Origin of the sequence: Streptococcus cristatus (assembly GCF_003943465.1) — a bacterium.
Lineage (GTDB): Bacteria > Bacillota > Bacilli > Lactobacillales > Streptococcaceae > Streptococcus > Streptococcus cristatus_C.
In genome coordinates, this window is record NZ_RJPR01000033.1 from 1 (window position 1) to 776 (window position 776).

1 protein-coding gene is annotated in these 776 nt (G+C 46.5%); it reads right to left on the reverse strand.

Going from position 1 to position 776, the window contains the following annotated elements:
• On the reverse strand, nucleotides 1-776 hold a 776-nt coding region (locus D8793_RS11985; RefSeq protein ID WP_446677597.1), incomplete at both ends, for a mucin-binding protein.

Sequence of the window (776 nt, forward strand, 5' to 3'; positions counted from 1 at the left end):
TGTATTGTACAACTTCTTCGCTATCCTTATCATCAGGAGTCACTGTCTTGGCTGCTACATTGGCCTTATCTGCCACGAATCCAGTTACGACTGGTGTAGCTTCTTGGGCCAATTCTTTCGTAGCTGGTGTCCATGCAGTGAAGGTCTTCTTGTCAGTTACACGGTCGCGCTCACCTGTACGTGTGAAGGCTGCTTCTTGAGTAACAGGAGCTTTCAGAGCTGGACGACCCGCTGTCTCACCATCTGCGTATTGATACTTGATGGTACGAGTCACCTTCTTGTTGAGTTCTGCTGGATCCTTAATTGCTTCTTTACCATGACGAAGAGTAACCACAAATTGTTGGTCCTTCTTATCATCGTTATCGAAGGTCTTAGGTCCCTTGAACTCATCGTTCACCACTTCGTAGCCCTTGTCTGTCAATTCTTTCAGACGAGTTGCGTAGTTAGTAGTTCCGATTGGCTCACCTGACTTACCGCTTTCAACGACCTTACCAACTTCCTTGTTGTTATCGTCTTGGTCTACGAAGGTGATAATCGCTTTTTGACCATCTTTAACGTAGTTGATTGGTGTATCCTGAGTTGGATCACTTGGAATTGGTGGTGGGTTGTAACCCTTGCTTGGATCGCTCGGATCTTTCGGTGTCAATGGTGTTGTGCCATCTGGGCCGACTGGTGTTGTGCCTGGTACATCTGGTACAACTGGAAGATCAGTTCCTGGTTTTGTTGGATCTGTTGGATTGTTTGGATATGGAAGGTTTGGTACTTTTGGAAGTCCG